Consider the following 23,540-nt stretch of genomic DNA (forward strand, 5'->3'; position numbering starts at 1 on the left):
CTTTACTAGTGAAGCGCCTAGCCAAAGTCCGAATAGGATTTGGCGTTAGTTACTTAGATTGCTCCGCAATCAAGTAACTTTGGCGATTTACATCTTCTCTGGCGCTTCTACTCCGAGCAAACGAAGAGCTTCTTTGAGGACGACTGCGGTTGCGTAGCTGAGGGCCAGACGGCTGTCGCGCTCAGGACTTTCATCTAGAATACGTGTATGTGCATAGTACTTGTTAAAAGCTTGAGCCAAACTAATCGCAAATTTCGCAATGATAGAAGGTTCAAAATTATCTGCTGCACGATTGATAATGCGTGGGAAGTCTTGGAGTAGTTTAATGATTTCCCAGCTTTCAGCATCCTTCAGGCTGTAGTTGCCAGCTGTATCTGGTTTGAAATCAGCTTTGCGCAAGATAGATTGGATACGAGCGTAGGCGTATTGAACGTAAGGTCCAGTTTCCCCTTCAAAGGATACCATAGCTTCAAGGTCGAAGTCATATCCATTTGTACGGTCGGTCTTAAGATCATAGAACTTGATAGCCCCGACTCCAACAGCGTGGGCAACCTGGTCTTTATTTTCTAACTCAGGATTTTTCGCTTCGATTTGGGCCTTGGCACGACTAACAGCCTCTGCAATAGTAGGCTCTAGCAAGATGACATTTCCTTTACGAGTAGAGAGTTTTTTCCCTTCTTTTGTTACCAATCCAAACGGAACATGGACAATGTCTTGGCTCCAATCGTAGCCCATCTCTTGTAGTACTGCCTTGAGTTGTTTGAAGTGGGCAGATTGCTCTTGACCAACAACATAGATGGATTTTGCAAATTGGTATTCGTTTTTACGGTAGAGGGCTGCAGCCAAGTCACGTGTGATATAGAGAGTTGCACCATCAGATTTTTTGATAAGGGCTGGATGTTCAATTCCATATTTCTCAAGATTGACAACTTGGGCTCCCTCTGACTCAACAAGAAGTCCTTTTTCAGCGAGAATGTCTACAACAGCATCCATCTTATCATTGTAAAAGGCTTCTCCGTTGTAGCTGTCAAATTCGACTTGCAATTCATTGTAAAGGCGGTTGAATTCCACTAAACTTTCATCACGGAACCATTGCCAGAGAGCGAGGGCTTCCTCATCTCCATTTTCCAGTTTACGGAACCATTCGCGTGCTTCTTCGTCCAAGCTAGGATCTTTTTCAGCTTCAGCATTGATGCGAACGTAGAGCTTAAGAAGTTCATCGATTGGATGCGCTTTAACGGCCTCCTCATTTCCCCATTTCTTGTAGGCAACGATCAACATTCCAAACTGTTTGCCCCAGTCTCCTAAATGATTGACCTTGACCGTTTGATAGCCGATTTTTTGGAAAATATGTGACAAGCTATCTCCGATAACTGTTGAACGCAAGTGCCCAATAGAGAATGGTTTTGCGATGTTGGGACTAGACATATCAATAACGACATTTTCTTGCTTGCCAATGGTTTGGTCAGCATAGTGCTCTTTCTCAGTAATAACATCCTGTAATACTTGAGCCGAAATAGCAGATTTATCAAGGAAAAAGTTGACGTAAGGTCCAGTAGCAACAACCTTTTCAAAGGCTTGACTATTGATTTTTTCAGCAATATCTGTTGCAATCATTTGAGGAGCTTTACGCTCGACCTTTGCTAGAGAAAAGGCAGGGAAGGCGATGTCTCCCATTTCTGAGTTTTTAGGTGTTTCCAGTAAATTTAAAATAGCCTCTTGGTCCAGACTATCAATGACGCTAGCCAACTCGCTAGCAATCAATTCTTTTGTATTCATAAGGGCTCCTTTTGGGCTTTTTTACTATTTTAACACAATTTACTACATTTTTTGAGAAAGAAAAGAATTTTTTTGAATTATCTATTTTTTTTGGTATAATATAGTTATAAAATAAATGTAAAATTTGTTATAAATATTCGCTTAAGAGGATAATATGAGAAAAAGAGAACGGCATCAGTTGATTAAAAAGATGATCGCTGAAGAAAAACTTGGGACACAAAAAGAGATTCAAGATCGTTTAGAAGCTCGTAATGTTTATGTGACACAAACGACTTTGTCGCGTGATTTGCGTGAAATCGGCTTGACCAAGGTTAAGAAAAATGATATGGTGTATTATGTACTAGCAAATGAGACAGATAAGATTGATTTAGTTGAGTTTTTGTCTCATCATTTAGAAGGTGTTGCAAGAGCAGAGTTCACCTTGGTACTGCATACCAAACTTGGGGAAGCTGCAGTCTTAGCAAACATTGTAGATGCAAACAAGGATGAATGGATTTTAGGAACGGTTGCTGGTGCTAATACCTTATTGGTTATTTGTCGAGACCAGCACGTTGCCAAGCTGATGGAAGATCGTTTGCTAGATTTGATGAAAGATAAATAAGGTCTTGGGAGTTGCTCTCAAGACTTATTTTTAGCAAGGAGAGACGAAAAATGGCAACAGAAAAGCTATCACCCGGCATGCAACAGTATGTGGATATTAAGAAACAATACCCAGATGCTTTTTTGCTTTTTCGAATGGGTGATTTTTACGAGTTGTTCTATGAAGATGCAATTAATGCAGCACAAATTTTAGAAATTTCCTTAACGAGTCGGAATAAAAATGCAGAAAATCCGATACCAATGGCGGGCGTCCCCTATCATTCTGCCCAGCAGTACATCGATGTTCTGATTGAGCAGGGCTATAAAGTTGCCATTGCAGAACAGATGGAAGATCCCAAACAAGCAGTGGGGGTTGTCAAGCGAGAGGTGGTCCAGGTCATCACACCTGGAACGGTCGTTGATAGCAGTAAGTCGGATAGTCAGAATAATTTCTTGGTTTCCTTAGATCGTGATGGCAATCAGTTTGGTCTGGCTTATATGGATTTGGTGACGGGTGATTTCTATGTGACAGGTCTACTAGATTTCACGTTGGTTTGTGGGGAAATTCGCAATCTCAAGGCTCGTGAAGTGGTGCTGGGTTATGACTTGCCTGAGGAAGAAGAACAAATTCTAAGTCGTCAGATGAATCTGGTGATTTCCTATGAGAAAGAAGGTTTTGAGGACATCCATTTATTGGGTTCACGACTGGCAGCTGTGGAGCAAGCGGCAGCTAGTAAGCTACTCCAGTATGTTCACCGAACCCAGATGCGGGAATTGAACCACCTCAAACCAGTTATCCGCTATGAAATCAAAGATTTCTTGCAGATGGATTATGCGACCAAGGCTAGTTTGGATTTGCTTGAGAATGCCCGTTCAGGCAAGAAGCAAGGGAGTCTTTTCTGGCTTTTGGATGAAACCAAAACAGCTATGGGCATGCGGCTCTTGCGTTCTTGGATCCATCGTCCTTTGATTGATAAGGAGCGAATCATCCAACGTCAAGACGTGGTGCAGGTCTTTCTTGACCACTTCTTTGAGCGCAGCGATTTAACGGATAGCCTCAAGGGTGTTTATGACATCGAACGTTTGGCTAGTCGGGTTTCTTTTGGTAAGACCAATCCAAAGGATCTCTTGCAATTGGCGACCACCTTATCTAGTGTACCACGGATTCGAGCGATTTTAGAGGGAATGGAGCAGCCTGCTCTGGCCTACCTCATCGCACAGTTAGATGCCATTCCTGAGTTGGAGAGCTTGATTAGTGCTGCCATTGCTCCTGAAGCTCCTCACGTGATTACGGAAGGTGGCATTATCCGTACGGGATTTGATGAGACCTTAGACAAGTACCGTCGTGTGCTCAGAGAAGGGACTAGCTGGATTGCTGAGATTGAGGCTAAGGAGAGAGAAAACTCTGGCATCAGCACGCTTAAGATTGACTACAATAAAAAAGATGGCTATTATTTCCATGTGACCAATTCGCAACTGGGAAATGTGCCATCCCACTTTTTCCGCAAGGCAACACTGAAAAACTCGGAACGCTTTGGGACAGAGGAGTTAGCCCGTATCGAGGGGGATATGCTGGAGGCGCGTGAGAAGTCAGCCAACCTAGAATATGAAATCTTTATGCGTATCCGTGAGGAAGTCAGCAAGTACATCCAGCGTTTGCAGGCTCTAGCCCAAGGAATTGCAACGGTTGATGTCTTGCAAAGTCTAGCAGTTGTGGCTGAAACTCAGCATTTGATTCGACCAGAGTTTGGGGATGATTCACAAATCAATATCCAGAAAGGGCGCCATGCTGTCGTCGAAAAGGTCATGGGAGCTCAGACCTATATTCCAAATAGTATCCAGATGGCAGAAGATACGAGTATTCAGCTAATTACAGGGCCCAACATGAGTGGGAAGTCAACCTACATGCGCCAGTTAGCCATGACTGCGGTTATGGCCCAGCTGGGCTCGTATGTGCCGGCGGAGAGCGCCCATTTGCCGATCTTTGATGCTATCTTTACCCGTATCGGAGCAGCAGATGACTTGGTTTCAGGTCAATCAACCTTCATGGTAGAGATGATGGAGGCCAACAATGCCATTTCGCATGCGACCAAGAACTCTCTCATTCTCTTCGATGAATTGGGACGGGGAACGGCAACATATGATGGGATGGCTCTTGCCCAGTCCATCATCGAATACATTCATGAACATATCGGAGCCAAAACCCTCTTTGCGACCCACTACCATGAGTTGACCAGTCTGGAGTCCAGCTTGAAAAACTTGGTCAATGTCCATGTGGCGACCTTGGAGCAGGATGGGCAGGTTACCTTCCTTCACAAGATCGAACCAGGACCAGCTGACAAATCCTACGGTATCCACGTTGCTAAGATTGCTGGCTTACCAGCAGAACTTTTATCAAGAGCGGATAAGATATTGACTCAACTGGAGAATCAAGAGACGGAAAGTCCTGCTCCAATGAGAGAAACAAGTGCTGTTACTGAACAGATGTCACTCTTTGATACCCCTGCAGAGCATCCTATCCTAGCAGAATTAGCTAAACTGGATGTTTACAATATGACACCGATGCAGGCTATGAATGTCTTGGTTGAGCTCAAACAAAAGTTATAAAAAAATCCCACTCACATTTTTGTGAGTGGGATTTTTCTCTATTACTTTTTATGGGCCAAAAGTTGATTGATGTGGTCTACTTTTTTAGCTTCTCTTTTATAGAGAATAGCCCAGATGATGAGGTAGACAATCGCAAACTCTGGAATGAGCTGGAGATAGAAGGTCCAGTGGAAGGGGAACCAACCAGCCAGAGTTGCTAGTGGAACAAAGCCAATCAGCATGAGGAAGAAATGGGAAAGTGTGGCACGGAGCAGGCTCCAGTCACGGCTGAATAAGCGGCTGCCAAAGCTAAAGAGAACACCGATAGCTGACCAGATGACCATACAGTAGAGCAAGACTAGAGCACCGTGAACCTGATGTTGAGCCATCGCTTGGCCGATAAGAGACTCGGGACTCAGTGGGGCATAGGTATTTGGTGCATAAATGAGTGAAAAAAGGATAGAGAGGATGAGGCCGATAAGTACACCAGTGGCTGCATCGTGAAAGATTTGTTTTTTCATAGTTCTAATTTCTCCTTGATGGTTTTTAGGTAGCGGCGTGAAGAGTAGGTGAAGCTTTCGTTTTTTAAGAAAATTTCAACCAGACCGTTGGGCGTGAGCTTGAGATGAGAGATGGAGTCGATATTGACGATTTCAGATTGGGAAATTTGGATAAAAGTGGTCGGTAGAATTTCAAGAACTTGATAGAGTCGCAAATCAATGCTGTAGGTCTGACTCGACGTTTCTGCTAGAACCTTGCGATTCTCGATATAGAAGCGTTGTATCTTACCAATCTTAACTAGATAGACCTGATCATCAATCTTTCCTTTGATTGTTTCTTTTTGGTCAAGATTTTCAGCGAACTCGATGACTTTCTGGACTTTTTCGATCGGCTGAGGAGTTTGGACAATCAACTTTTCCTCCTCGTAAGTCTCTTTAATCTGTAGTTCTACTTTCATAAATTTCTCTCCTTATATTTCATACAAAATTGTGATCACTTCTTGTACACCTTTATTAAACACTATTTTACGACCCATGGCAAGAGCTTTTGTCTATGTGGAGAGATTTGGAGTCTATGTGGTATTTGCTTTTTCTGATAGCATTTGAAATATGGTATAATAGCACTAATCAATTTCTAGGAAAATAGATACAGAAAGGGGCTGAAAGATGTCTCATATTATTGAATTGCCAGAAGTGTTAGCAAACCAGATCGCGGCAGGGGAGGTTATCGAACGTCCTGCCAGTGTGGTCAAAGAGTTGGTAGAAAATGCCATTGACGCGGGTTCTAGCCAGATTATCATTGAGATTGAGGAAGCTGGTCTCAAGAAAATTCAAATCACCGATAATGGTCATGGAATTGCCCACGATGAGGTGGAGTTGGCCTTGCGTCGCCATGCGACCAGTAAGATAAAAAATCAGGCAGACCTCTTTCGGATTCGGACGCTTGGTTTTCGTGGTGAAGCCCTGCCTTCTATCGCTTCTGTCAGTGTGCTGACTCTGTTGACGGCGGTGGATGGTGCGAGTCATGGGACTAAGTTAGTCGCGCGTGGAGGTCAAGTTGAGGAAGTCATCCCAGCGACTAGCCCTGTAGGAACCAAAGTTTGTGTGGAAGACCTCTTTTTCAACACACCTGCCCGTCTCAAGTATATGAAGAGCCAGCAAGCGGAGCTGTCTCATATCATTGATATTGTCAACCGTCTGGGATTAGCTCATCCTGAGATTTCCTTCAGTTTGATTAGTGATGGCAAGGAAATGACGCGGACAGCAGGGACTGGTCAACTGCGTCAAGCCATCGCAGGGATTTATGGTTTGGCGAGTGCTAAGAAGATGATTGAAATTGAGAACTCTGACTTAGATTTTGAAATTACAGGTTTTGTGTCTCTGCCTGAGTTAACTCGAGCAAATCGTAACTATATCAGCCTCTTCATCAATGGCCGCTATATCAAGAACTTCTTGCTCAATCGCGCTATTCTTGATGGTTATGGAAGCAAACTCATGGTAGGGCGTTTTCCACTGGCTGTCATTCACATCCATATTGACCCCTATCTAGCTGATGTCAATGTCCATCCAACTAAGCAAGAAGTGCGGATTTCTAAGGAAAGAGAACTGATGGCGCTGGTTTCAGAAGCTATTTCAAATAGTCTCAAGGAACAAGCCTTGATTCCTGATGCTTTAGAAAATCTTGCCAAGTCGACCGTGCGCAATCGTCAAAAGGTAGAGCAGACCATTCTCCCACTCAAAGAAAATACGCTCTACTATGAAAAAACAGAACTCTCAAAACCTAGTCAAGTTGAGGTGGCTGATCACCAGGTTGAATTAACTGAGGAGGGTAGGGACCTAACTCTGTTTGCCAAGGAAACCTTGGACCAGCTAACCAAGCCCGCAAAACTGCATTTTGCAGAGAGAAAGCCTGCTAACTATGGCCAATTAGACCATCCAGAGTTAGATCTTGCTAGCCTCGATAAGGCTTATGATAAGCTGGAGCGAGAAGAAGCATCGAGTTTCCCAGAGTTGGAGTTCTTCGGACAGATGCACGGGACTTATCTTTTTGCCCAAGGGCGAGATGGACTCTACATCATAGACCAGCACGCGGCTCAGGAACGAGTCAAGTACGAGGAATACCGTGAAAGCATCGGCAATGTTGATCAGAGCCAGCAGCAACTCCTAGTGCCCTACATCTTTGAATTTCCTGCGGATGATGCGCTTCGTCTCAAGGAAAGAATGCCTCTTTTAGAGGAAGTGGGTGTCTTTCTAGCAGAGTACGGAGAAAATCAATTTATCCTGCGTGAACATCCTATTTGGATGGCAGAAGAGGAGATTGAGTCAGGCATCTATGAAATGTGTGATATGCTCCTTTTGACCAAGGAAGTTTCGATCAAGAAATACCGAGCAGAGCTGGCTATCATGATGTCCTGCAAACGGTCTATCAAGGCCAACCATCGCATCGATGACCACTCAGCCAGACAACTCCTTTATCAGCTTTCTCAATGTGACAATCCTTACAACTGTCCCCACGGACGTCCTGTTTTGGTGCATTTTACCAAGTCGGATATGGAAAAAATGTTCCGACGAATTCAGGAGAATCATACTAGCCTCCGTGAGTTGGGGAAATATTAAGAACACAAAAAGCCTTTGTTTTTTCCAAACAAGGCTTTTTAGCTTTTCTATGGTGGGAATTTTGAATGGACATGGCAACTTGCCATGAGGTTTACACTTGCTTGACAAGAAAAAGTAATGAGAAATATGATTCAATTGACTCAAGGTTTCATAGAGTCGTCTTGGTTTGAGGGATTCTCAAGACCAATCACTTTATCAAGATAACGTTGTTTGGTTTTGAGAGTCTTGCTGATAGCAATCGCTGAAGCAATCAAAAGAACGAAGGTCAGCCAAATCCAGGCGGTGAACTCGGCTGGAAAACTAGAACCAGCTAAAAAGAGATAGATAGCCAGAGCTAAGACGAAAATATAAATCACTTGCCAAAGACCAAAGGATTTAACCTCCTTATAGTATTTGTCCTTGTCTTCCTCAAAAATTACTGCTGTGGAATCTTTTTCAGAGTTTTCATCCAGTAGCAGATAGTCAGTTGTCACTTGAAAAATCTTGCTTAATTCAATGATTTTTTCGATTTCAGGAAAGACTTGTCCAGACTCCCATTTTGAGATGCTTTGCCGAGAAACATTGATTTGTTCAGCTAGCTTTTCCTGGGACCAACCTTTTTCCTTTCGGAGCTCAAATAGTTTTTCTGTGAGTTTCATGATTCTATCCTCCTTTTTCTACCTCTATCCTAACAATTTTTACTTATAATGAGAATACAATCTCTTGTACTATTTGTCAACTAGAGGTTGCACTTGTGTTTGCAGTTTTCAGCAAAAAAATATGATATACTAGGTAAGAAAAAGCGAAGAAATTATGAAAAAGGAATGAAAGATGAAAGAATTTTTTGCCCTCCCCAAGCAAATTCAAATGCGGGAATGGATGAGCTTTGTAGCACGGATTTTAGAGAGTGCCATTACTCCTTTTATGGCCATGTACTATGTTCAATATTTTGGAGCCTTTTGGGCGGGGTTATTGATGATCACAACCAAACTCATTGGTTTTTTAGCTGGACTGTATGGTGGACATTTGGCGGATCTTTGGGGACGTAAGAAAGTCATTGACTGGGGAAACTTTGGTCTTGCGAGTGGCTACTTTCTTGTGCTGCTGGCAAATATGCCTAATCATATTTTTCCCTTTTTGACTTTTGTCGGAATGTTGCTGGCAGAGACCGCAGGAACTTTCTCTTGGCCGGCTATTGATGCGATGATTATTGATTTGACCGACGAGCAAAATCGCCGTTTCGTTTATACGATTAGTTATTGGTTTGTCAATGTATCCGTTATGTTAGGAGCAGGGCTTGCAGGTTTCTTTTACGACCACCATTTTTTTGAGTTGCTTCTGGTTTTGACGGTGATTAGCTTCTTGAATTTTTTCCTCGCTTGGAAATATTTTTCAGAAAGCAAGCCAGCTAATCTGGTCTTTGAGCATGGTAGCAGTCCTTTGGCAACTGTGAAAAATTATGCTTCTGTTTTTCAGGACAAAATTTTCCTACTTTATACGTTAGGGACTGTATTTAATGGTGTTATCTGGTTGCAAATTGACAATTATATACCCGTTCATTTGAAAGAGTCATTCATCGCGAGTAGTGTTTTCGGTATTCATATTTCAGGAGCTAAGATGCTCAGTATCATGGTTTTTATCAATACCCTGATTATTGTTTGCTTCATAACGACTGCCAATCGTTTGACCAAGGAAATGAAGATCATACCGCAGTTTTTATTGGGAAGTATTATCTTCGACTTGGGTATGCTTTTCACCATTGTCTTCAGGAGTTTCTGGGCTCTGTTTTTGCTAGCCATTCTCTATACTATGGGGGAACTCATCTGCATGCCGCCAAGCCAAGTTTTGCGGGCGGAAATGATGAATGAGAATAAGCTCGGAACCTACTCAGGTTTCCTTAATATGGCGCAGCCTTTAGCGTCTATTTTAGCGGGGGCGATGATTTCTATCAGCGCTACAACAGGTGCTGTAGGTGTTTGGCTCGTTTTTATTGTGTGTGCAGTACTTGGGCTGCTTCTTATCATCAGAGCAGCGCATTTACACGGAATTGCAAATCAATTATAGAAAGTGAAAATAATGTACGAATATCTTAAAGGAATCATTACCAAAATCACTGCTAAATATATCGTCCTTGAGGCAAATGGTATAGGTTATATTTTGCATGTAGCCAATCCCTATGCTTACTCAGGTCAGGTCAATCAAGAAACTCAAATTTATGTGCACCAAGTTGTCCGTGAGGACGCCCATCTGCTCTATGGTTTTCGATCAGAAGATGAGAAGAAACTCTTTCTTAGTCTGATTTCGGTATCAGGGATTGGTCCGGTATCAGCTCTTGCTATCATCGCAGCTGATGACAATGCTGGCTTGGTTCAGGCGATTGAAACTAAGAACATCACCTACTTGACTAAGTTCCCTAAAATTGGCAAGAAAACAGCCCAGCAGATGGTGCTAGACTTGGAAGGTAAGGTAGTTGTGGCTAGCGATGACCTTCCTGCCAAGGTGGCAGTGCAAACCAGCGCTGAAAACCAAGAACTGGAAGAAGCCATGGAAGCCATGTTGGCACTGGGTTACAAGGCGACTGAGCTCAAGAAAATCAAGAAATTCTTTGAAGGAACGACAGATACAGCTGAGAACTATATCAAATCGGCCCTTAAGATGTTGGTAAAATAGGAGAATAATATGACAAAACGCTGTGGTTGGGTTAAAATGAACAATCCTTTATATGTGGCCTATCATGATGAAGAGTGGGGTCAACCCCTTCATGATGACCGTGCTCTTTTTGAGTTGTTGTGTTTGGAAACTTACCAGTCGGGTCTATCTTGGGAAACGGTACTAAACAAACGCCAAGGATTCCGAGAAGTCTTTTACAACTACCAAGTTCAACGTGTCGCGGAAATGACAGATGGCGAGTTGGAAGCCTTGTTAGAGAATCCAGCCATCATCCGAAATCGTTCCAAGCTCTTTGCGACACGTGCCAACGCCCAAGCATTTTTGCAAGTCCAGAAAACCTACGGCTCTTTTGACGCTTATCTCTGGTCCTTTGTTGAGGGGAAAACGATTGTAAATGATGTTCCTGACTATCACCTAGCACCTGCTAAAACAGCCTTATCTGAAAAGTTATCTCAAGATCTCAAAAAACGTGGTTTCAAATTCACAGGTCCAGTCGCAGTTTTAGCTTTTCTACAAGCAGCAGGTCTGATAGATGATCATGAGAATGATTGTGAGTGGAAAAACGGAAATTAGTGAGTGCAGGCGTCTAATTATCTGAGAATATAGAAAAAGCTGAGAAGAGTTTCTCAGCTTTTTGATTATATGCTAGTAACTTTTATAGTGCAGTAAGAAATGTCAGTCCACCTAAGACAACGCCAGCTGAGTTTGGAATAATTAGTATCCAATCCTTCTTAGGTTCTTTTGTCCACCCGTAAATAACCCAAATTAAACAAGATACTGCTGCGGATAAAGGCTGGAATGGTTGAGCTTTGTTGCCTTGTAAATTGGCAAAAATTTGTGGGATGTAGGCGATAAATACAATAATCCCGATAAAGGCCCCGATTGAACCGACAATTTGATTTATTTTTTGTTTAGTCATATACACCTCCTTTAAAAAGATATCATAGAAATAAGCAAAATGCAATAAATTCAGACACAAATTGTAACGAAAATCAATACCAAAGCACAAAAATGGAGAAATTGTTTATTTTTTGTTATCGTCAAAGCGAATGACTTGCTCCTGTGCATCTACATAGGCGTGAACGCCAAAGGGCACAATGGCTCTTGGTGTGGCGTGCCCAACGTTTAGATTATAGACAATCGGGATATTGCTATCAATGATGTCCATTAGTGCCTCCTTATAGTCGTCATAGAAGGTTTCATCCATAGGTTTCCCGACCAAGAGTCCACTGATGACCTCAAATATCCCAGTTTCTTTCAAAGCCTGCAACATTTTTTTGAAATCATCAGGTTCAGGCTTTTCTTGACTTGTTTCTAGCAATAGAATCTTTCCTTCCCAGTCGGATAAGTCAGGGAAAAGTTTGTATTTTTGGCAGAGGTCTGTGCTATCTGCGTGTAGAGAGTTGTCAAAAATATCATAGAGAGACTCAAGACAACCACCGAGGATTTCTCCCTCAAACTGGGCATTGCCTTGTAACAAGTCAAAACCTGTATTTGCATGGCTGACACGAGGTGTTCCCAAGGCATTGGGACTAAAATCAGTCCGTTCCTCATACCAAAGGTCGCTAGGGCGGATTTCTGAGATTCTCCCAGTCTCGATCAATTCTTTAAAGTAGTGAAGGCTATAAGATAACATCTCCTTGTCTAACTCACAAATGTCCGCTAGAAATGATTGGCCGTAAAAAGTCTTGATTCCTAGTTTGTGTAGCATAAGGTGGTTCATGGTCGTATCCGAGAAACCGAGAAAAATCTTTGGTTTGATAACCTTTTGTAGTTGGTCATTTTCAAAAAGATAAGGTAGCAAGCGATAGGTATCGTTTCCACCAATGGCGCATAGGATCATGTCGATACTATCATCAGAAAAGGCCTGAATCAAATCCTCTGCACGAGCTTCAGGATGTTCTTTGATAAAGTCCAAGCCCTTTAGCGAATGAGGCAAAAAGATAGGGTTGAGTCCGAGGTCCTTGAGACGTTGGAGACCCAAATCGACTTCGTGTTTGACAAAATCCTCTCCGATAACACCGCTAGACAAACTAACAATACCAATAGTAGAAATCATATCTCATCCTCCTAGAAATAGATTGAGCCTATTTTATCACAAAAGATGAGATAAAACTATAAGAATGAAACTCAGAAGTGCTATTGAATCTCAAGAAAGCAAGTGAAAAGCAACCGCCTGTGCAGTTGCTTTTCGTTTTTCTAATCTCTAATCTCACTAGATATGAGTTACTTGGTCAACTCTTGATTATAGGAGAGAGCTAAATCAATCCAGTAAGGAAGTTCTTTTTGACCTTCAATATCTAGGTCTATATAGCCATGATAAGGTCGCCCTCTCATCAATGTAGTATGAGCTCCTGTTCGGGGTAGAACTTGCTTCTCCATTTCCTTGCCAATTCTGACCATAACCAGCTCATGATTTCTGGAACTGACAGTAAGAGCCATTTTCCCACGAATCATAAATGCTAGGCCACCAAACAGCCTCTTTTCTTCTAGCTCTTCTTCGAAAATTTGGGGAGGAAGTTTGAGCGCTAGAATTTTTCGAATCTGCTGAGCTAAAGATTGACTATATGCCATAGCTTTTCACTTTTCTTAATAACGTGATGGGCCCGCGCTTGCGCTTCGGATATTGAAACGTTTCTTGAGATAGAAGCGAAGAGCGAGAAGGGCAGCTCCCAGGATAGCCAAAGGCAATGGAGCAAGGACTGGATTGAGGTTGGCTGGTAGGAAGCTTGTTGCAAAGAAGACAACCAACCAAAGGACCATAGAGGCCAGGATAACGAGGATTGATTTCCAGAAAGGAGGGCGCTGGCTACGATCTGTGTCTGGTCCATAGTACTGGTAGACAAAGTAGTACATCAAGTAGAAGGCAAGTCCTCCTACAAGTCCAACCAACAAGAGGGTAATCAACCCATAGCCAATAGCCTGATCTGTAGAGAAGAAGGTAGTCAGAGCGCTAACCAATGCAAAGAGACTGGTGATAAAAAGAGCTGAGTCCATAATCATGAGTTTTGGATCATCATTTTCTTTTGGATGCTCTTTTTCATATTGCTCTTTGACAGTGAAGCTATGAGCCCAGTGAGTTGGAGCACCGTAGAGGGAACGTGCAGTCGTCCCCTTGGCTTGCTCTTCAAGGATTTTAGGAATGACTTCCTCAAAGACAGCCTTGATTTCAGCGTCTGTTTTACCATCTTTAATAAATTGTTGGGTAGCGATGTGGATAAACTCTTGGTTTTTCTTAGTTAATTTTTGTAAATCAATCTGAGACATAGGGATTCCTCTTAGAACCATTTTTTATGGATGAGATAGAGAGTGAGCGAAACACTCATAGCAAAGGCGATAAAGACGATTAACCAGAAGGCGTGCGGCTCACCGTTCAGAGGGATTTCATTATCCTTGAAGTTCATCCCATAGGCTGAGAAGATCATGGTTGGGACCGACATGACAATGGTCACGAGAGCCAGAGTTTTCATGATGTTGTTCTGGTTGTTGGAAATGATAGAGGCAAAGGTCTCTGTCATAGAGTGAAGGACATTTCCATAGATATCTGCCATCTCGATGGCCTGTTGGGTTTCAATCAGAGTGTCTTCGAGTAGGTCTTCGTCTTCTAGGTATTTCTTGATATTGCTAGTTGCGCTAGTCAATTTCTTAATCACGCGCTCGTTCGTCTTCAGTGAGGCCTTGAAATAGACGATGGTCTTTTCCAATTCCATGAGCTCGATCAGCTCTTCGTTTCGAGTAGACTTGTGAAGTTGACTTTCGATCTGTTCACTCTTACGGTCGATCGAACGAAGGGCCGTAAGGTAAAGTTCGGCGTTGCGGTAGAGAATCTGGAAGATAAAGCGTGAACGCATGAAGGTGTAAAAGTTGCGCAGTCTACGGTTGATAAAGACATCGAGAACGGGGAGGGATTCCAAGCAAGTGGTGATAATGGTTTCCTCTGTGATGATAATCCCCAGCGGAATCGTAACGTAGTAGGTACGATTGTTTCTTTCCTCTGTGATGGGAACGTCCACGATGATCAAAGTATACTCGTCTTCGATGGTAATACGGGACATTTCTTCCGCATCGAGCGGTGCTCGAAGGTCGGCAATGTCAATGTCGAAGGCGTTAGCGATTTCCAGTGATTCATTTTGTGTAGGATTGACGAGGTTGATCCAAGTACCCGGTTCAAGCGTGTCGATCTCTTTAAATTCAGTTGTTGTTGAGAGAAAAACTTGTTTCATATCCCCTATCCTTTCCTACTATTCAGTGATTCATTTTTTGCACCGTACTATTATACTATAAAAACAGCTTTTTGGGTAATAGAATTTCACATTTTTTGGTATAATGGAAAGCAATAATGGACTAGAAAGAACAAAGATGCAAGATAAAATTGTGATTCATGGGGCTCGTGCCCATAACTTAAAAAATATAGATGTGGAGATTCCGCGAGACAAGCTGGTTGTTGTGACTGGTTTGTCAGGGTCTGGGAAATCCAGCCTGGCCTTTGATACCCTCTATGCTGAGGGCCAACGTCGCTATGTAGAGAGTCTATCAGCCTATGCTCGCCAGTTTTTGGGCAACATGGAAAAACCAGATGTGGATGCCATTGATGGTCTCAGCCCAGCTATTTCCATCGACCAGAAAACGACTAGTAAAAACCCTCGTTCGACCGTTGGAACAACGACTGAAATCAATGACTATCTGCGTCTCCTCTACGCACGTGTGGGGACGCCTTACTGTATCAACGGACACGGGGCTATCAAGGCTTCTTCTGTAGAGCAAATCGTGGATAAGGTTTTGGAATTGCCAGAACGCCAACGTCTGCAAATTTTAGCTCCGGTCATTCGTAAGAAAAAAGGGCAACACAAGAGTGTCATTGAAAAGGTTCAGAAAGATGGCTATGTCCGTGTCCGTGTGGATGGGGAAGTCTATGATGTGACCGAAGTGCCAGAGTTGTCCAAGAGCAAGCAACACAATATCGATGTTGTGGTTGACCGTATTGTTATCAAGGAGGGCATTCGTAGCCGTCTCTTTGACTCCATAGAGGCTGCCCTTCGTATCGCAGAAGGTTATGTCATTATCGACACTATGGACGATTCTGAGTTGCTCTTTTCTGAGCACTATGCCTGTCCAGTTTGTGGTTTTACTGTTCCAGAGTTAGAGCCACGTCTCTTCTCCTTTAATGCTCCTTTTGGCTCATGCAGTGAGTGTGACGGTTTGGGCATCAAGCTGGAGGTGGATGTTGACTTGGTGGTTCCTGATACCAGCAAAACTTTGTGTGAGGGAGCCTTGGCACCTTGGAATCCTATCTCATCCAACTACTATCCAAACATGCTAGAGCAGGCCATGACAGCCTTTGGAGTAGATATTGATAAGCCTTTTGAGGACTTGTCAGAAGAAGATAAAAACTTGATTCTTTACGGGTCTGATGGCAAGGAATTCCATTTCCACTATGAAAATGAATTTGGCGGTGTGCGCGATATTGACATTCCTTTTGAGGGAGTTGTCAATAATATCAAGCGTCGTTACCATGAGACTAACAGTGACTACACCCGTACCCAGATGCGACTCTACATGAATGAGCTGACTTGTGGAACCTGTCATGGCTATCGTCTCAACGATCAGGCCTTGTCTGTCCGTGTGGGTGGTGAGCAAGGACCACATATTGGTGAAATCTCAGATCTGTCTATCGCAGACCACTTGGAGTTGGTGAGCCAGCTGACCTTGTCTGAAAATGAAGCGATTATCGCCCGTCCCATTCTCAAGGAAATCAAGGATCGATTGACCTTCCTCAATAACGTAGGTCTTAACTATCTGACCCTGTCACGTTCGGCAGGAACCCTATCAGGTGGAGAGAGTCAGCGTATTCGCTTGGCAACCCAGATTGGGTCCAATTTATCAGGTGTCCTTTATATCCTGGATGAGCCGTCGATTGGTCTTCACCAGAGGGATAATGACCGCCTGATTGCTAGTCTGAAAAAGATGCGTGACTTGGGCAATACTCTCATCGTGGTGGAACACGATGAAGATACCATGCGCGAGGCGGATTATCTGATTGATGTTGGTCCGGGTGCTGGTGTTTTTGGTGGAGAGATTGTCGCTGCAGGAACGCCCAAGCAGGTGGCTCGCAACAGCAAGTCTATCACAGGCCAGTACTTATCAGGAAAGCGAGCGATTCCAGTACCAGAAGAGCGCCGTGCCGGAAATGGTCGTTTTATCGAAGTGACAGGTGCGCGTGAGAACAACTTGCAAAATATTACCGCTCGCTTCCCATTAGGAAAATTCATCGCGGTGACAGGTGTATCGGGTTCAGGTAAGTCGACCTTAATCAACAGCATCCTCAAAAAAGCCATTGCGCAGAAGCTCAACCGCAATTCAGACAAGCCTGGTAAATTCAAGACCATCACAGGGATTGAGCATGTAGACCGCTTGATTGACATTGACCAGAGCCCGATCGGACGGACGCCGAGGTCCAACCCAGCTACCTATACGGGAGTTTTTGACGATATACGAGACCTCTTTGCTCAGACAAATGAAGCTAAGATTCGAGGCTACAAGAAGGGGCGTTTCAGTTTTAACGTCAAGGGAGGTCGTTGTGAAGCCTGCTCGGGTGACGGAATCATCAAGATCGAGATGCACTTCTTGCCAGATGTTTACGTGGCTTGTGAAGTCTGCCACGGGACTCGCTACAACAGTGAAACCCTAGAAGTCCACTATAAGGAAAAGAATATCTCGCAGGTCTTGGACATGACCGTCAACGATGCGGTGGAATTTTTCCAACACATTCCGAAAATTCAACGTAAACTCCAGACCATCAAGGATGTAGGGCTGGGCTATGTAACGCTAGGGCAACCGGCTACCACCCTTTCTGGGGGAGAAGCCCAGCGTATGAAGTTGGCTAGTGAACTCCACAAACGCTCGACTGGAAAATCCTTCTACATTCTGGATGAGCCAACGACAGGGCTTCATACTGAGGACATCGCTCGCTTGCTTAAAGTCTTAGCTCGCTTTGTCGACGATGGAAATACAGTCCTCGTCATCGAGCACAATCTGGATGTCATCAAGACTGCAGACCATATCATCGACTTGGGGCCTGAGGGCGGTGTCGGTGGTGGAACCATCATCGCAACAGGAACACCAGAAGAAGTAGCGGCCAATGAAGCCAGCTACACAGGACACTATTTGAAAGGAAAGTTACATCATGAATAAACGTGTGCAAGCATTTCTAGCTAAAATGCAAGAAAAAGAACTAGATGGTATCATCATCAACAACCTTAAAAACGTCTATTATTTGACTGGTTTTTGGGGTTCAAATGGAACAGTCTTTATCAGCCATGACCGTCAGGTTTTGGTGACAGATTCTCGCTATATCATTGCAGCTAAGCAAGAAGTAACAGGTTTTGAGATTGTGGCTGACCGCGATGAATTGGCTGTCATTGCAGGCATTGTTAAGGATATGGGCTTGTCTCGCGTCGGTTTTGAGGACGAGATTTCGGTCTCTTATTACCATCGTATGCAGGCTGCTTTTGTAGGTTTGGACTTGTTTCCGCAGACTCAGTTTGTTGAAGCGCTTCGGATGATTAAAGATGAAGCGGAGATTGCGACTATTCGCAAGGCTTGTTATATCTCAGACCAAGCTTTCCGAGATGCACTTGACTTTATCAAACCAGGAAAAACTGAGATTGAAATTGCCAACTTCCTTGATTTCCGCATGCGGGAGCTAGGAGCGACAGGCTTGTCTTTTGATACCATTTTAGCAAGTGGCATCAACTCTTCTAAGCCCCACGCCCATCCAATGCACAAACCGGTTGAAGCGGGAGAAGCTATTACCATGGACTTCGGCTGTCTCTACGACCACTATGTCAGTGATATGACACGGACCATCTACCTCGGTCATGTCAGTGACGAGCAGGCAGAAATATACAATACGGTTCTGAAAGCCAACCAAGCTCTGATTGATCAAGCTAAGGCTGGCTTAGGTTTCCGTGACTTTGACAAAATCCCTCGTGATATTATCATCGAGGCAGGCTATGGCGACTACTTTACCCACGGTATTGGCCACGGTATCGGACTGGATATTCACGAAGAACCTTACTTTAGCCAAACTTCCAAAGAAGTCATTAAATCTGGTATGGTCTTGACTGATGAACCGGGTATTTATATTGAAGGTAAATACGGGGTTCGTATTGAAGATGATATCCTGATTACAGATAACGGTTGCGAATTGTTGACTCTGGCACCGAAGGAATTAATTGTTATTTAAGAAAATTATGATAAATCGTTGACTTTTATATTTTAAAGGTTTATACTGATAGACGAAAACGGTAGGTGAGGCTACCATAGGGATACGGATGACTACCGCAAAGCAGTGGAGACACTACTCGTTGGTCAACAGTCCTGGTCGCGAAGGCTAAGACTAAGCTCATTACATCGCCCTATGGAGTTAAAGCTTGAACGAAAAAACAGATAATTAGTTTTTTAATCCTGCCATTTTATGGTGGGATTTTCTACTGTTTTAGAACAAGGAAAGGAGACAAACGATGCAAATTGACGATCATCCAGAACCGCACATACACAGCCAATCGCTGATTTGTGTCGTTCTGCCCTTATAAAGTGATTGGTCTCTGTGTATGAAACACATCATTCATACAGATAGGAGAAACCAATGAAAACTACAAAAGAAAGATTAGCAACAGCTATTCACATACCTTTAAACGAAACTCTATCTTTTTATAAGACAAGTCTAACAGGCTTGACTGAGGAGCAGTTGGAGAAAAATCGTGACCTATATGGCGAAAACACCATCACCAAGGGTCAAGAAGACAGTATCCTCAAAAAGATTTACGAATCTATTATCAATCCATTTACAATTATCCTTCTGGTCATCGCTATGATTTCCATGGTGACCAATGTCTGGCTGGCGAAGCCTGGACAAGAAGATCCGACGACCTCTATCATCATCGTCGTTCTCGTTCTAATCTCTGGTGGCATACGCTTTGTCCAAGAATTGCGAAGTGACAAGGCTGCGACCAATCTATCAAAAATGATTGTGAACACTGCCACAGTTATTCGCGAAGGCCAGAGTTTAGAGGTCGCAATTGAAGATTTGGTCGTTGGAGATATAGTCAAGTTAAGTGCTGGGGACATGATACCAGCAGACCTCATTTTAATTGAATCACGTGATTTCTTTGTCCAACAATCTGGTTTGACAGGTGAAAGTGACTCGGTTGAAAAACTAGCCTTGTCAAAAATGAGTCAGTCAAATTTTGATAGTCTGCTAGAAGCAGAAGCGCTCGCCTTTATGGGAACTAATGTGATATCAGGAAGTGCCAAGGCTTTGATTCTAGCGGTCGGTGATGACACCATGATGGGAGAAATCGAGCAGACTCTCAATACCTATGACGAACCGACCTCTTTTGAACGGGAGATGAACAGCATCTCTTGGCTCTTAATCCGTTTGATGTTAGTCATGGTTCCCATCGTCTTTCTCTCCAATGGCTTGACAGATGGCGACTGGCTGGAAGCAGGTGTGTTTGCACTGAGTGTTGGTGTTGGATTGACACCTGAGATGCTTCCTATGATCATCACGGCTAGTTTAGCAAAAGGCTCCATTATCATGGCCAAGGAAAAAGTCGTCATCAAAAAACTCAATGCCATACAAGACCTGGGTGCTATTGATATCCTATGCACCGATAAAACCGGAACCCTTACCCAAGACGAAATTGTCCTTGAATATCCTTTGGATATACATGGAGATTTGGATTTGTCTGTGTTGAGACGGGCCTACCTCAATTCCTATTTTCAAACGGGATTGAAAAACTTGATGGACCGTGCCATTATCAGTAGAACTGAAAAAGAAGCTAAAGAACACGCTATTCTACAAAATTTGGATACTAGCTTCCAAAAAATAGACGAATTGCCCTTTGATTTTGAACGCAGACGGATGAGTGTCATCGTCAAGGATGAGAACGAAGTTGTTAGTTTGGTAACCAAGGGTGCTCTAGAGGAAATGCTTGCGATTTCAACCCATGTGGAATATCACGGTCAGATTAGCCCTCTGACGGATGATATCCGAGTGGAAATCTTAAAAGAAGTAGATCAACTTAATCAGCAAGGCTTGCGAGTCTTGGGAGTTGCCTATAAAACAGGCCTAAAAGAAGGTTTTGCTTACTCCGTTGAAGATGAAAAAGAGATGATTCTAACAGGTTATCTTGCCTTTCTAGATCCACCAAAACCATCTGCAGCACCTGCTATCCAAGCTTTGTTAGAACACGGTGTTCAAACAAAGATTTTGACGGGAGACAATGAAAAGGTAACCCAAGCAGTTTGCGAAAAAGTTGGTCTAGACGTTGATCAAATCTTGTTGGGTTCTGATATTGACGCCATGACGGACGAAGAGTTGGCTCAAGCAGTTGAGAAGGTGACTGTCTTTGCCAAACTCTCTCCGGATCAAAAAGCACGAATCATTTTACAAATCAAATCGAATGGACATTGTGTCGGCTATATGGGAGATGGAATCAACGATGCCCCTTCTATGAAAGTGGCAGATGTGGGGATTTCTGTTGATACAGCAGTAGATATTGCCAAAGAAACGGCTGATGTCATTTTGCTAGATAAGGATTTGATGGTGCTTGAAAAAGGTCTGGTTGAAGGACGCAAAGTCTATGCCAACATGACCAAATATATCAAGATGACGGTCAGCTCTAATTTCGGGAATATTCTGTCACTCTTAGTGTCTGGTATCTTTTTACCTTTCCTCCCTATGGCTCCGATTCACTTGATTGTGTTAAACCTCGTCTACGACCTTTCTTGCATTGCCTTGCCATTTGATAATGTAGATGAAGACTTTTTGAAGCATCCCCATAAGTGGGAAGCCAAGTCTATTACTCGTTTTATGATTTGGATGGGTCCGATTTCTTCTGCCTTTGATATTTTGACCTTTATCTTACTCTATTTTGTCATTGTTCCAATGGCGACAGGTCAAGCTTATGCTCACGGAGCAGAGGCTGCAACGGGCTTTATCATCTTGTTCCAGACAGGTTGGTTCATTGAATCCATGTGGTCCCAAACCATGGTTATCCATATGCTTCGTTCAGCAAAACTTCCTTTCTTACAAAGTCGTCCATCATGGTTTGTTCTTGGAACAACCTTGCTAGCAGCTAGTTTTGTGACCTTCCTTCCCTACTCTTCAATTGCTAGCCTGCTTCATTTAACCCCTTTGGAACCAATTTATTTCCTCTTTTTGCTTTTGATTATCGTTCTCTATATGATAAGTGTTACAGTTGTGAAACGATTGTATATCAAAAAATTTAAAAGTTGGTTATAAATTGATTTTGTCAAGAAAAAAGTACGAAAATCGCGAAAAAAGTTAATTTTTTTTAAAAATAGGTCGCAAGTCGGATGTTTTTTATGGTATAATAGACTAAACTGATAGTAACATGTAGCGAAAGGGGTAGGTACATGATCAAAATTTATACAGTCTCAAGTTGTACTAGCTGTAAAAAAGCGAAAACCTGGCTCAATGCCCACCAGTTAAGTTATAAAGAACAAAATCTCGGTAAAGAAGGAATTACAAGAGAAGAGTTATTAGATATTCTCACGAAAACAGATAATGGAATTGCCAGTATCGTTTCGTCAAAAAACCGCTACGCTAAGGCACTTGGAGTTGACATCGAGGATTTGAGTGTCAATGAAGTGCTCAACTTAATCATGGAAACACCACGGATCTTAAAGAGTCCGATTCTCGTTGACGAGAAGCGCCTACAAGTCGGCTATAAAGAAGATGATATCCGTGCCTTCTTGCCACGCTCTGTCCGTAATGTAGAAAATGCAGAAGCACGTCTACGTGCAGCTCTATAAAACATCAAGGCTGGGAGTGACTCCTGGCCTTGTTTGCTCTTTTGTTTTAAAATCATGTGAGGAATTATGAAAAAGTTACTAATTGCTAGTTTTGCTCTCCTCTTTTTGCTTGCGGGATGTGGGCAAAAAAAGGAAACTCCTGCTGCTTCCACAACAGCATCTGACCCCATCCAATCCAACCTTCCCGTTTTGGACAATGCCGAAAAGAATACGGTTGTCACCAAGACCTTGCTGATGCCGAAGTCAGAAAATGGAACGCAGCAGATTCAGACCATTACTTATAAAGGCAATCAGTTTTTGACCTTGACCATCCAGCAAAAACGACCTGTCGGGGATGAACTCAAGACCTTTATCTCTGAAAATGGCCTAGAGGAGACGCAAAAAGCGCTTCTAGAAGCGGAAGAAAAGGATGAGACCATCCAAGAGGCACGCAAACTAGCAGGATTCAAACTGGAAACCAAGCTACTCAGCGAGACAGAAATCCAGACGACAACGACTTATGATTTTCAAGTATTGGATGTCAAAAAGGCATCTCAGCTGGAATATTTAAAAAATATCGGCCTTGAAAATCTCTTAAAAAACGAACCTAGCCAATATATTGCAGATAGAGTGGCAAATGGGGCGACAGAACAATAGAAAATCCAAATTAATCGACTGACTTATTTGTAGAACGTCAGGGAATGTGCTATAATAGTACTATTCTAAGGAAAGAGGGTGTTAGAATGGGATTTACTGAAGAAACTGTACGGTTTAAATTGGATGATTCCAATAAGAAAGAAATTAGCGAAACGTTGACAGACGTCTATGCTTCTTTGAACGACAAGGGCTACAATCCGATTAACCAGATCGTCGGTTATGTATTGAGTGGTGACCCTGCCTACGTTCCTCGTTATAACAATGCGCGAAATCAAATCCGTAAGTATGAGCGTGATGAAATTGTTGAAGAATTGGTACGCTACTACCTTAAGGGACAAGGAGTCGATCTATAAT

General features: G+C 43.1%; 21 protein-coding genes and 1 riboswitch. Of the genes, 12 read left to right on the top strand and 9 right to left on the bottom strand.

The features are described from left to right. Positions 1-87: 87 nt before the first annotated feature. Complete coding sequence (argS, locus tag AXF18_RS04130) at positions 88-1,779, bottom strand: arginine--tRNA ligase (protein ID WP_049500064.1); 1,692 nt, start codon at positions 1,777-1,779, stop codon at positions 88-90. Between the two features lie 154 nt (positions 1,780-1,933). Between argS and argR the strand changes: the two genes are divergently transcribed. Together argR and mutS are read left to right on the top strand one after the other, a co-directional pair. Next, positions 1,934-2,380, top strand: coding sequence for an arginine repressor (argR, locus tag AXF18_RS04135; protein ID WP_049500062.1), 447 nt, complete (start codon positions 1,934-1,936; stop codon positions 2,378-2,380). A gap of 50 nt (positions 2,381-2,430) precedes the next feature. Further along, the gene (mutS, locus tag AXF18_RS04140) at positions 2,431-4,965 is read left to right on the top strand and encodes a DNA mismatch repair protein MutS (RefSeq protein ID WP_049500060.1); all 2,535 of its coding nucleotides are present in this window, start codon (positions 2,431-2,433) and stop codon (positions 4,963-4,965) included. Between the two features lie 41 nt (positions 4,966-5,006). Here the strand turns inward: mutS and AXF18_RS04145 are convergent, their stop codons facing one another. Together AXF18_RS04145 and AXF18_RS04150 are read right to left on the bottom strand one after the other, a co-directional pair. Beyond that, the gene (locus AXF18_RS04145) at positions 5,007-5,465 is read right to left on the bottom strand and encodes a DUF3021 domain-containing protein (RefSeq protein WP_065371517.1); all 459 of its coding nucleotides are present in this window, start codon (positions 5,463-5,465) and stop codon (positions 5,007-5,009) included. Further along, positions 5,462-5,902: a LytTR family DNA-binding domain-containing protein gene (locus AXF18_RS04150; protein ID WP_065371518.1), complete on the bottom strand. Its 441-nt coding sequence runs from the start codon at positions 5,900-5,902 to the stop codon at positions 5,462-5,464. The genes AXF18_RS04145 and AXF18_RS04150 overlap by 4 nt, the downstream gene beginning before the upstream one ends. Before the next feature lie 208 nt (positions 5,903-6,110). On the opposite strand from AXF18_RS04150, the gene mutL reads away from it, so the two are divergent. Continuing rightward, the gene (gene mutL, locus AXF18_RS04155; RefSeq protein ID WP_065371519.1) at positions 6,111-8,060 is read left to right on the top strand and encodes a DNA mismatch repair endonuclease MutL; all 1,950 of its coding nucleotides are present in this window, start codon (positions 6,111-6,113) and stop codon (positions 8,058-8,060) included. A 140-nt stretch (positions 8,061-8,200) separates the two neighbouring features. On the opposite strand, the gene AXF18_RS04160 is transcribed toward mutL, so the two are convergent. Continuing rightward, entirely contained in the window at positions 8,201-8,698 is a 498-nt protein-coding gene (locus tag AXF18_RS04160) for a helix-turn-helix domain-containing protein (protein ID WP_065371520.1), read from the bottom strand. A gap of 172 nt (positions 8,699-8,870) precedes the next feature. Here AXF18_RS04160 and AXF18_RS04165 point away from each other — a divergent pair, with 172 nt between their 5' ends. From AXF18_RS04165 to AXF18_RS04175, 3 genes are read left to right on the top strand one after another with little or no spacing between them, the layout of a single operon-like run. Then, positions 8,871-10,103, top strand: coding sequence for an MFS transporter (locus AXF18_RS04165; RefSeq protein WP_007520831.1), 1,233 nt, complete (start codon positions 8,871-8,873; stop codon positions 10,101-10,103). Positions 10,104-10,115: 12 nt separating this feature from the next. Then, a complete protein-coding gene (gene ruvA / locus AXF18_RS04170) occupies positions 10,116-10,709 on the top strand; it encodes a Holliday junction branch migration protein RuvA (protein WP_000273410.1) in 594 nt (197 codons plus the stop codon). Between the two features lie 9 nt (positions 10,710-10,718). Then, complete coding sequence (locus AXF18_RS04175) at positions 10,719-11,282, top strand: DNA-3-methyladenine glycosylase I (RefSeq protein WP_007520829.1); 564 nt, start codon at positions 10,719-10,721, stop codon at positions 11,280-11,282. Positions 11,283-11,364: 82 nt separating this feature from the next. Here AXF18_RS04175 and AXF18_RS04180 read toward each other — a convergent pair whose 3' ends face one another. The 5 genes from AXF18_RS04180 to AXF18_RS04200 all read right to left on the bottom strand — a co-directional run bounded on the left by AXF18_RS04180 (position 11,365) and on the right by AXF18_RS04200 (position 14,932). After that, positions 11,365-11,628: a SemiSWEET family transporter gene (locus AXF18_RS04180; protein WP_000166112.1), complete on the bottom strand. Its 264-nt coding sequence runs from the start codon at positions 11,626-11,628 to the stop codon at positions 11,365-11,367. A 105-nt stretch (positions 11,629-11,733) separates the two neighbouring features. After that, entirely contained in the window at positions 11,734-12,768 is a 1,035-nt protein-coding gene (locus AXF18_RS04185) for a S66 peptidase family protein (RefSeq protein ID WP_065371521.1), read from the bottom strand. Between the two features lie 167 nt (positions 12,769-12,935). Then, positions 12,936-13,283: a TfoX/Sxy family protein gene (locus AXF18_RS04190; protein ID WP_065371522.1), complete on the bottom strand. Its 348-nt coding sequence runs from the start codon at positions 13,281-13,283 to the stop codon at positions 12,936-12,938. A 15-nt stretch (positions 13,284-13,298) separates the two neighbouring features. Next, positions 13,299-13,976 carry a DUF1129 domain-containing protein gene (locus AXF18_RS04195; RefSeq protein WP_000077994.1) on the bottom strand — a complete coding sequence of 226 codons (678 nt, stop codon included), beginning with the start codon at positions 13,974-13,976 and terminating at the stop codon, positions 13,299-13,301. An 11-nt stretch (positions 13,977-13,987) separates the two neighbouring features. Beyond that, positions 13,988-14,932 (bottom strand): magnesium transporter CorA family protein, encoded by a 945-nt coding sequence (locus AXF18_RS04200; RefSeq protein ID WP_000815620.1) that lies wholly within the window; start codon positions 14,930-14,932, stop codon positions 13,988-13,990. A 136-nt stretch (positions 14,933-15,068) separates the two neighbouring features. Here AXF18_RS04200 and uvrA point away from each other — a divergent pair, with 136 nt between their 5' ends. The 6 genes from uvrA (at position 15,069) to AXF18_RS04230 (ending at position 23,539) form a co-directional block, all read left to right on the top strand. Continuing rightward, on the top strand, positions 15,069-17,900 hold the full coding sequence (uvrA, locus tag AXF18_RS04205) for an excinuclease ABC subunit UvrA (RefSeq protein ID WP_065371523.1): 2,832 nt from the start codon (positions 15,069-15,071) through the stop codon (positions 17,898-17,900). Further along, a complete protein-coding gene (locus tag AXF18_RS04210; protein ID WP_065371524.1) occupies positions 17,893-18,954 on the top strand; it encodes a Xaa-Pro peptidase family protein in 1,062 nt (353 codons plus the stop codon). The genes uvrA and AXF18_RS04210 overlap by 8 nt, the downstream gene beginning before the upstream one ends. Before the next feature lie 55 nt (positions 18,955-19,009). Further along, positions 19,010-19,161: riboswitch (M-box (ykoK) riboswitch) on the top strand. Between the two features lie 195 nt (positions 19,162-19,356). Continuing rightward, the gene (gene mgtA / locus AXF18_RS04215) at positions 19,357-22,017 is read left to right on the top strand and encodes a magnesium-translocating P-type ATPase (protein ID WP_065371525.1); all 2,661 of its coding nucleotides are present in this window, start codon (positions 19,357-19,359) and stop codon (positions 22,015-22,017) included. Between the two features lie 134 nt (positions 22,018-22,151). Continuing rightward, positions 22,152-22,550, top strand: a complete 399-nt coding sequence (gene spx, locus AXF18_RS04220) for a transcriptional regulator Spx (protein ID WP_000591165.1) — start codon at positions 22,152-22,154, stop codon at positions 22,548-22,550. A gap of 66 nt (positions 22,551-22,616) precedes the next feature. Further along, complete coding sequence (locus AXF18_RS04225) at positions 22,617-23,186, top strand: SP0191 family lipoprotein (protein WP_000734685.1); 570 nt, start codon at positions 22,617-22,619, stop codon at positions 23,184-23,186. Between the two features lie 86 nt (positions 23,187-23,272). Then, the gene (locus AXF18_RS04230) at positions 23,273-23,539 is read left to right on the top strand and encodes an IreB family regulatory phosphoprotein (protein WP_000507059.1); all 267 of its coding nucleotides are present in this window, start codon (positions 23,273-23,275) and stop codon (positions 23,537-23,539) included. Position 23,540: the final 1 nt, after the last annotated feature.

This window comes from Streptococcus sp. oral taxon 064 (assembly GCF_001683375.1).
GTDB classification, from domain to species: domain Bacteria; phylum Bacillota; class Bacilli; order Lactobacillales; family Streptococcaceae; genus Streptococcus; species Streptococcus oralis_S.